The organism is Pseudarthrobacter sp. GQ63 (assembly GCF_059758765.1).
Window position 1 is genome coordinate 92743 of sequence record NZ_JCAXEF010000012.1, and the last position, 8400, is coordinate 101142.

Sequence of the window (8400 nt, forward strand, 5' to 3'; positions counted from 1 at the left end):
GAGAAAGATGGAACGCTAGGGGGTGGCGGTGTTCGACGTGCTGCCGTTCTTGGTGCCGGCCAGCGCACGCCACCGCTGGCGCAGGGCGAACGCGGCAGGCTTGGGCCGCCGGTCGCGGGTGAAGACGCCCTTCTTGTTGCCGTCCACGCGCATGATGCCGTTGGACGTCTGGAAGTCTGCGAAGTTCCACACCTGCTCGCCCACCATGGCGTCCACACGGTCAAAGACGCGGTGGTACATGGCCAGGAAGGCGGCCTGGTATTCCTCGCTCCAGGGCTGTTCATAGATGGAGTGGAAGCCGGGCATGGTGTCCGGCCCGTATTCGGTCATGATGATCGGCTTGCCATACTTGGCTTCCCATTCCCGGAGTTCCTTCTCCAGGACCTGTTCGGCGGTCTCGAGGTCCCCGTTGTTCAGGTACCAGCCGTAATAGCGGTTGAGCATGATGACGTCGAAAAGGTCCCCGAGCAGTTCCTTGTCCGGAGTGTCGAACATGACGTTGACGTAGCCCACGGGACGGGTGGGATCGAGTTCGCGGGTGAGCTCCGCCAGCGGCTGGAAGTAGTCGCGGGCGCCCTCCTCTGATCCGTTCGGCTCATTGGCGATGGACCAGATCACCACGGAGGGGTGGTTCTTGTCCCGGGCAACGAGTTCCGTGATGGCCTGCCGGTGGTTGGCGGCGGTGTTGGCGTCCACGCCGCCCTCCTCGTAGGTCTTCCTGGCGATGCCGCCAAACACGGCGCCGAAGCCCAGGTGCAGCCCGACGGCTGCCGTTTCGTCAATAACCACAATTCCGTGGCGGTCGGCGAACTCCATGACCTCCTCCGCGTACGGGTAGTGCGAGGTGCGGAACGAGTTGGCGCCCACCCAGTCAAGGAGCTGGAAGTCGTTGACCATCTGGGCGTTGCTGTGGCCCTTGCCGACGGTGACGTGGTCCTCGTGCATGCCGAAGCCGGTGAAGTAGAACGGCTCCCCGTTGATCAGGAATTCCTTGCCGCGGACCTCGACGGTCCGGACGCCGACGGGCAGCGTGTAGGTGTCCAGCAGGGTGTCGCCGTCGAAGATCTCCGCCGTAAGGCTGTAGAGGTAGGCGGCGCCCGGCTGCCAGAGCACGACGTCGTTGACCACCAGGGCGCCCTTCCCGCCGTCCGCACGGGCCACCTCGACGCCGCCGGCGTCCCGCAGCGAGACGGTGACCGTCTCGCTGCCGCTGCCGCCCGCCGTCGTAATGGCGTAGTCAACAGTGCCGGTGGAGCCTTCGAAGCCTGTGGCCACCGTGATGTCTTCCACGGTGACGGCCGGGGTGCTGTACAGCCAGACGCTGCGGTGCAGGCCGGCGTAGTTGTAAAAATCGTGGAGGTAGCTCTGCTGCCGCCGCCCGTCCCCGGTCACCGTGATGGAGCCGGGAGGGATGGTTGCCTGGGTGAGTTCGTTGTTCACGGAGATCGTCAGCCGGAAGGGCCGGCCGGGCGTCACATGGCTGGTGATGTCCGCACTGAAAGGCATGTAGCCGCCCGTGTGCTGTGCCACCAGGACGTCGTCCACCCAGACCATCCCCTCGTGGGTGGCGGAGTCCAGGCGCAGGTGGATCCGCTCCCCCGCCCAGCCGCGCGGGACGCGCACCTCACGCTGGTACCAGACGTACCCCACGTGGTCGCGGATGGCCTTGTCCGGGAAGACGTCGTTGTAGCTCGCCGGAACCCCCATGTCCAGGGTGGTGTCCAGCGGGGCGGTGAACCAGCCGTCACGGTGCCCGGTCCGGTCAAAGTCGACCTTGAACCGGTAGAGGCCATCCAGGTTGACGAGTTCGCGGGTTTCGCTCGTTTGGGGCTTGAGCATTTGGGGAGTCCTATCGCGTCTTTGCGGGCTGCGCGGAAAGAAGAAAATGTCTGGGGTGGCCGGCGGGCCGGGGTTGTGCTCTTGATGTAATGCTAGTCACCTGGCAAACATTTGGCAAGCGGTTGCCAAATGTTTGTTGAAATAACAAGGAAAAAGGACTGCCCGGCACCCTGGGGATGCCGGGCAGTCCTTTTGCGCCCTTTCCTGCCTTCCTGCCTATGTTGAGGACAGGCCCCCGGCAAAGCTGCCGCACAGGCCGTGGACCAGGTCCACCACGGCGGTGTCAGAGGCCAGGGCCGGGTCCACCACGGCAAGCAGCGCCCGGACCCGCTCCGCTCCTGCGAGGCTGTTGGCTGCGGACACGTCCTTGCCCAGCGGGTCCTGGAACCCGGGAAGCGAGATGCTGCAGTCCATCCACGCAGCGATCATCAGGGCCGCTGCGGCACCGGGCCGGCCCGCTGCGCGTTCCGCCTGCAGGACCGGAACAGCGCGCATCCGCAACTTGGTGCTGCCGTCCAGGGCAATCTGGGCGAGGTTGTGCGCAATCCGGGCGTTGCCGAAGCGGGCCAGCAGGGCGGCGCGGTACGCAGGGATCTGCAGGTCCGCCGTCGCCCCCGTCCCTGAAAGGTTGGCCTCGGCCTCGTCCCAGAATGCTTCCACGGCCTGCAGGCATACGGGGTCCGCCAGGGCCTCCGCCACAGTGCCGTGCCCCCGCAGCTGCCCGGCGTAGGCCAGCAGCGAATGGGCGCCGTTGAGCAGCCACAGCTTGCGGTTTTCGTAGGGTTCGATGTCCTCCACGAACAACGCTCCCGCATCTTCCCAGCGCGGGCGGCCGGCGGGGAAGTCCCCGCTCAGCACCCAGCTCGAAAAGGGTTCCGCAATGACCGGCGAAGAGTCCCGGTAGCCGCAGGCGGCCTGGACACCGGCAATGTCCTCCCCGGTGGTACGCGGGGTGATGCGGTCAACCGAGGTGCTGACAAAGCTGACGTCCGTGGCGATCCAGGCGGCCAGGCCGGCGTCCAACGCGCCGGCGAAGCCCGCTACGGCCTCCCGCGCCACGGTGCCGTTGTTGGAGAGGTTGTCGCAGCAGACCACGGCCAGCGGACCGGACCCTGCATCGCGGCGTGCTCCCAGTGCCAGCACCAGCCGGCCAAGGGGGGTGGCCGGGGCGTCTCCGGAGGCCAGCCGGGCAAGGTCAGCGGCGACGCCGGGCGCTGTGGTGTCGAGCGTGCCGTCAGCGCCCAGGCCATAGGCCGCCTCGGTGATGGTCAGGGTGACCACTGCGGTGGCCGGCGCTGCCACCAGCCGGGCCAGCCGGGCCACGTCTGCGCCGTCCAGGGCCTCCACGATGCTGCCCACCACGGTGAAGGTGTCCCCGGTGTCTGCGCGCTCCACCAGCGTGAACAGCCCATCCTGCTCCGCGAGGGCCACGGCGGCGTCGGGGCGGCGCCCGGTGAAGGCCGCGATGCCCCAGTTCGCGGCGTCAGGGGCCTGCTGGGTGTACCAGGCCTGGTGGGAACGGTGGAAGGCGCCAAGGCCCAGGTGGACAATCCGCACCGGGGCTTTCGGGACAGGGCGGAGCGTACGGTCCAGCTGCGGAAGATCGCCAACGGGAATGACGGGAGCCGGCGTGGCAGCGGCGTGCAGTTCGGTGCTCACAGCTTGAACACCCGCCGGGGCGAACCGTCCACGATGTCCACGATGAGTTCGTGGGCGCGGTCTTCGCTGACGCGGTGTTCGGCCACCAGCCGGGCCAGGAACGAGGCTTCGATCCTGCGGGAGGCATCGTGCCGGGCCGGGATGGAGCAGAAGGCCCGGGTGTCGTCAATGAAGCCGGAGGAACGGGAGAAGCCGGCAGTCTCCGTAACGGCGGAGCGGAACCGCAGCATCGCATCCGGTGCGTCCAGGAACCACCACGGCGCGCCCAGGTACACGGAAGGGTAGAAGCCGGCCAGCGGGGCCAGTTCGCGGGAGAACACCGTCTCGTCCAGGGTGAACAGCACCAGGTGGAAGTCCTTGGCGGTGCCGAAGTCCTGCAGGACCGGCCGGATGGCCTCGGTGTAGTTGATGGCGAACGGGATGTCATGCCCGGTGTCGGCGCCGAAGGTGGTGAAGGTTGGTTCGTGGTGGTTGCGGTACGAGCCCGGGTGGATGGTCATCACCAGGCCGTCCTCCACGGACATGCGGGCCATCTGGTACATCATGTGGGCTTCGAAGTCGTCCCGGTCCCGGGCCGTCGCCGTGCCCGAGCGGGCGCGCTCGAACAGCTTCGCGGCGTCCGCCGCGTCAAGCTTCAGGGTGGCAGGGGTCCGGACGCCATGGTCCGCCGAGACCGCTCCGTGGTCCACGAAATAACGACGCCGGTTCTCCAGGGCGGTGAGATAGGCGCCATAGCCCGTACCGCCGTCGCCCGCTGCCGCGATGAGCCTGTCCACGTTCTCCCCCCATGCGGGGTGGGCGATGTTGAGGTAGGCGTCGGGACGGAAGGTGGGCAGGACGCGCCCGTGGAAAGTGAGGTCCTGGGCTATGGCCCTGTGGCTGTCCAGCGTGTCCAGCGGATCATCGGTGGTGGCCAGGACCTCGATATTGAAGTCCTTGAACAGCTCGCGGGGCCGGAAGCCGGGTTCCTGGAGCTTCGCGGAAATGGCGTCATAGCTGGCATCGGCAGTGTCCGCGCCCACCTCCCCTTCCAGGCCAAAGACGCTTGAGAACTGGGTACGGAGCCAGTATCCGGACGCAGTGCCCTCGAACAGCGGCCATGCCTTGCAGAACTCGCGCCAGACGGAACGGCTGTCCGGCTGCGATGCGGTGGATCCCCGGAGCCGGTCCAGCGGGACGCCGCTGGCATGGATCAGCCGGGTGACGTAATGGTCCGGGCTGACCAGCAGCGCTGCCGGATCCGGGAACGGCGTGTTCTGCTCGATGACGGAGGCATCAACGTGCCCGTGCGGGGAAATAATGGGGAGGTCCTGGACGCGCTGCAGGAGGTCCCGCGCGATGCTGCGCGTTCCTGGATCTGCGGGCAGGAGCCTGTCTGGGTTGGCGGCAATCGACTGTGACATAGGTCAATGGTCCGGCTTGCAGCCACTCCTTGTCAACCGGTTGCCATAAATTGCCAAACGTTGCCGACGGGCTGTGCAGGGTCAGGCGGAGGCCAGGAGGCGCCCGCTGGAGCCGCGCAGCACCAGTTCGGTTTCAACACGCAGGGTCCCTTCCGGTTCGCCCTTCCCCTGCAGCAGGTCGAGCAGCCGGGTGGCTGCCCCTGCACCGCACTCCCCCAGCGGCGAGCGCACGGTGGTCAGCGGAGGGGTGGTGAAGTCGGCTCCGAAGATATCGTCGAAGCCCACGATGCTGATCTGGTCCGGGACGGCCATGCCGCCGGCCTGGAGTTCCTGCATCAGGCCGATGGCCAGGAGGTCGTTGTACGTCAGTACTGCCGTGGCCTTCGTGGCCAGCACGTCGCGCGCCACCTGCCGGCCGCCGTCGACCGTTGGTTTGGTGGATTCCACGCGCACGGCCTCAAGATGGGACCATTCGCAGGCAGCCTGCACCCCCTCCCAGCGGCGGGCGGACATCCAGGACCTCGCGGGCCCGGCCACAAAGGCCATCCTCTTGTGCCCGTTGGCGGCGAGGCTGCGGACGGCTTCCCCGATGCCCTTGCGGACATCGGGGATGACGCACGGTATGCCCTCCACCTCGCGGTTGATGACCACCACGGGCTTGTCCCGGGCCAGGGCCCGGATGTCGTCGTCGTCCATCCGCGGGCTGGCCAGGATCAGGCCGTCCGCCGTGGTCATCATGCGCCTCGCCGCGGTCAGCTCGGTGGCGGCGGATTCAGCGGATTCGGCCAGCACCAGGGTGTAGTCCCGCAGGGTGCCAGTGGTCTGGGCGCCCCGGATGATGTCGAAGAAGGTGGGGTTGGTGATGTCGGCGACAATCAGGCCGAACGTGTTGGTCCGGCCGGTGGGCAGTGCCCGGGCGAAGGGGTTGACCTGGTAGTTCAGCTCGGCTGCCGCATCCTCAATGAGTTTCTGGGTCTTGGCGCTGACCCTGCCGGGCTTGCTGAGTGCCCTTGAGACGGTGGAGGGGTTGACTCCGGCCACTTTGGCGATGTCGTAGATGGTGGCGTTCCCCTTGCCGTCCCGGGCCGGTTTCCGGGCGGTGTGCGGCGTTGCGGCAGGGCCGTGCGTCTTGGGTTCGGTCACCGCCCCATCCTAGCGAGGAAACAGCGCAACCAGGTCGCAGTAAGTGTCGTTTTGACGGGTCAGAACGACACCTACTGCTACCCGGTTGGGCTTGGTGGCAAGGGTCTAGCTGCGCTCGGGGAACGTGCCTTCGGCGGCAATGCGCTTGTTGAGTTCGGCGAGGAACACATCCTCGTCAAAGTCCAGCCCTACCTCGGTGCCGGTCCAGCTTGAGAGATGGATTGCGTTGGCCAGCCGGACGCCATTAATACCGTCCGAGCCCGGGGCCAGCAGCGGCGTGCCGTCCAGGATGTTCGCTGCGAAGTTCTCCAGGACGCCGGAGTGCTGCGCTCCCCAGGCGGTCTCGAATTCGATCACCTCGGTGCTGTAGTACTCCTCCGGGTTCAGCTGTCCCATGAACAGCTTGCGGACATCGTCCATCCCCATGCCCTCGCTGAGTTCGCGTTCGGGCTTCTTCAGCCGGGTGACCGTTGCCGTTGCGGAATTCTCGACGACGATCTTGCCCTGGTCGCCCAGGATCTCGAAGCGGTCGGTGCCCACGATGTCGTGCGTGGCGGTGACGAATACGCCCGTCGCGCCGTCGCCGTAGTCCACCACGGCGGTGACTTCGTCCTCGACGGCGATGTCCCGGCGGAACCCGTACGCCACCTTCGAATAGACGGACTTAGGGACGCCGCAGATCCACTGCCAGAGGTCCAGTTGGTGCGGTGCCTGGTTGACCAGCACACCGCCGCCTTCGCCGCCCCACGTGGCGCGCCATGCGCTGGAGTTGTAGTACCCCTGCGGGCGCCACCAGTTGGTGATGATCCAGTTGGTCCGGCGGATGGCACCGATTTCGCCGTTCTCCACGATCTCCTTCAAACGGCGGTACAACGGGTTGTTGCGCTGGTTGAACATGATGGCGAAGGACAGTTCAGGCTTGCCTGCCGCGAAGTCGTTGAGCTCCTTGACCTGCTTGGTGTACACGCCGGCGGGCTTTTCCACGAGTGCGTGGATGTTGCGCTTGAGCGCTTCAATGCCCATTTCCGGGTGCAGGAAGTGCGGCACGCAGGTGACGACGGCGTCCACGTGTCCGCTCTCCAGCATGGCGATGTAGTCGTTGTGGAAGGGGACGTCCGGGTAGCCGGCCGCCGCGAGGTCCTTTTTGGCGGGGTCGGTGTCGCAGATGGCTCCAATTTCCATGTTCGGGACCAGGCCGTCCGTGATGAATTTGGCGTAGGCGCCGCCCTGCTGTCCCAGGCCAATGATGCCCAGGCGTACTTTCTTGCCCATGAGTGGGTGCTCCGTATCTGTGTGGAATCTAGAAAAGGTTGCCGTGGCCCATGGCCACCAGGTTGTCGTGGGAGGTCTGCAGCGCATCCCACACGGTGCGTCCGTAGAGTTCGTCCTGCTCCACCAGCAGGTACTTTGCCCCGGCTGCCTGGGCAGCGGGAATGATGGAGGGGAAATCCAGGTTCCCTTCCCCCACTTCGGCGAACTGCACCACGTCCTTGAATGCCTGCATGAATCCGGCAAAATCACCGCCTGCCAGCATCCCGAACGCCGCTTCCGGCATGGCGCCGATGCGGTAGTCCTTGAGGTGGACCATGGCGGTCCGGCCCGCGTACTTCCCGAGGGTCCGGACGGGATCGAGCCCGCCGCGCTGGACCCAGTGCACATCGATTTCCATGCCCATGGCCGGTGAGTTTTCCGCGATGATGTCCAGCATGTACTTGCCGTCGAACTTCGCGAATTCAATGTGGTGGTTGTGGTAGTACAGGCCGATCCCGTGCTCCCCGAGGCGCTCCGCGTAGCCGTTGGCCTCTTTGGCAAAATCGATCACGGCGTCGAGGGATTTCATCGCGGGGAAGGGAAGCATGCCGATCCGCAGCAGCGTCGAACCCAGCCTGGCGGCATCGTCCACGATCTTGCCGAAGTCGTCGCGAAGTGAATCGCCCGGGCGGCCTTCCGGCTTTTCGAGTGCCACCGACAGGGCGGCGATCTCCATGCCGAGTTCGCTGCGGGAGCGCTCCAGCTCGGCCACGTTCTCCGCCGTCATGGGGATCTGGGAGATTTCGACGGCGTTATAGCCGATGGCGCTGACCTTGCGGAGCGTCTCGAACGGCCCGATCTCCGCGAAGCTGTCCTTAAGCATCATCGCCTGTACGCCGATGGTGGCAGTGCTGCCCATGTGTAGTCCTCCGATTGTTGGATGGTGCTGGTTTGGCTGGCCCTACGCGGCAGCGCCGGCCTGTTCGTTTTGTTGCTGTTGGGTTTCGAGGAGGCGGTGGCGGTCGGCGCGGCGTTGTTCCTGGCGGTCGGGGTCCGGGACCGGGGAGGCGAGGAGCAGGCGCTGGGTGTAGGGGTGTTCGGGGTG

6 protein-coding genes are annotated in these 8400 nt (G+C 66.2%); all 6 read right to left on the reverse strand.

Annotated features, from left to right (window positions below; translation table 11 throughout):
• Positions 1-15: 15 nt before the first annotated feature.
• On the reverse strand, positions 16-1839 hold the full coding sequence (uidA, locus tag AC6CHP_RS17065; protein WP_498231192.1) for a beta-glucuronidase: 1824 nt from the start codon (positions 1837-1839) through the stop codon (positions 16-18).
• Positions 1840-2055: 216 nt separating this feature from the next.
• Positions 2056-3498, reverse strand: a complete 1443-nt coding sequence (locus tag AC6CHP_RS17070; protein ID WP_498231194.1) for a mannitol dehydrogenase family protein — start codon at positions 3496-3498, stop codon at positions 2056-2058.
• The gene (gene uxaC, locus AC6CHP_RS17075; RefSeq protein WP_498231197.1) at positions 3495-4901 is read right to left on the reverse strand and encodes a glucuronate isomerase; all 1407 of its coding nucleotides are present in this window, start codon (positions 4899-4901) and stop codon (positions 3495-3497) included. The genes AC6CHP_RS17070 and uxaC overlap by 4 nt, the downstream gene beginning before the upstream one ends.
• 81 nt (positions 4902-4982) lie before the next feature.
• Positions 4983-6044, reverse strand: a complete 1062-nt coding sequence (locus AC6CHP_RS17080; protein ID WP_498231199.1) for a LacI family DNA-binding transcriptional regulator — start codon at positions 6042-6044, stop codon at positions 4983-4985.
• A gap of 105 nt (positions 6045-6149) precedes the next feature.
• Positions 6150-7316: a Gfo/Idh/MocA family protein gene (locus tag AC6CHP_RS17085; protein ID WP_498231201.1), complete on the reverse strand. Its 1167-nt coding sequence runs from the start codon at positions 7314-7316 to the stop codon at positions 6150-6152.
• Between the two features lie 28 nt (positions 7317-7344).
• Positions 7345-8214 carry a sugar phosphate isomerase/epimerase family protein gene (locus AC6CHP_RS17090; RefSeq protein ID WP_498231203.1) on the reverse strand — a complete coding sequence of 290 codons (870 nt, stop codon included), beginning with the start codon at positions 8212-8214 and terminating at the stop codon, positions 7345-7347.
• Between the last annotated feature and the right edge of the window lie 186 nt (positions 8215-8400).

Excerpts from the sequence above, each read along its gene's own strand:
- uxaC (WP_498231197.1), bottom strand. The coding sequence starts at position 4,901 with ATGTCACAGTCGATTGCCGCCAACCCAGACAGGCTCCTGCCCGCAGAT.
- AC6CHP_RS17085 (WP_498231201.1), bottom strand. The coding sequence starts at position 7,316 with ATGGGCAAGAAAGTACGCCTGGGCATCATTGGCCTGGGACAGCAGGGC.
- uidA (WP_498231192.1), bottom strand. The coding sequence starts at position 1,839 with ATGCTCAAGCCCCAAACGAGCGAAACCCGCGAACTCGTCAACCTGGAT.
- AC6CHP_RS17090 (WP_498231203.1), bottom strand. The coding sequence starts at position 8,214 with ATGGGCAGCACTGCCACCATCGGCGTACAGGCGATGATGCTTAAGGAC.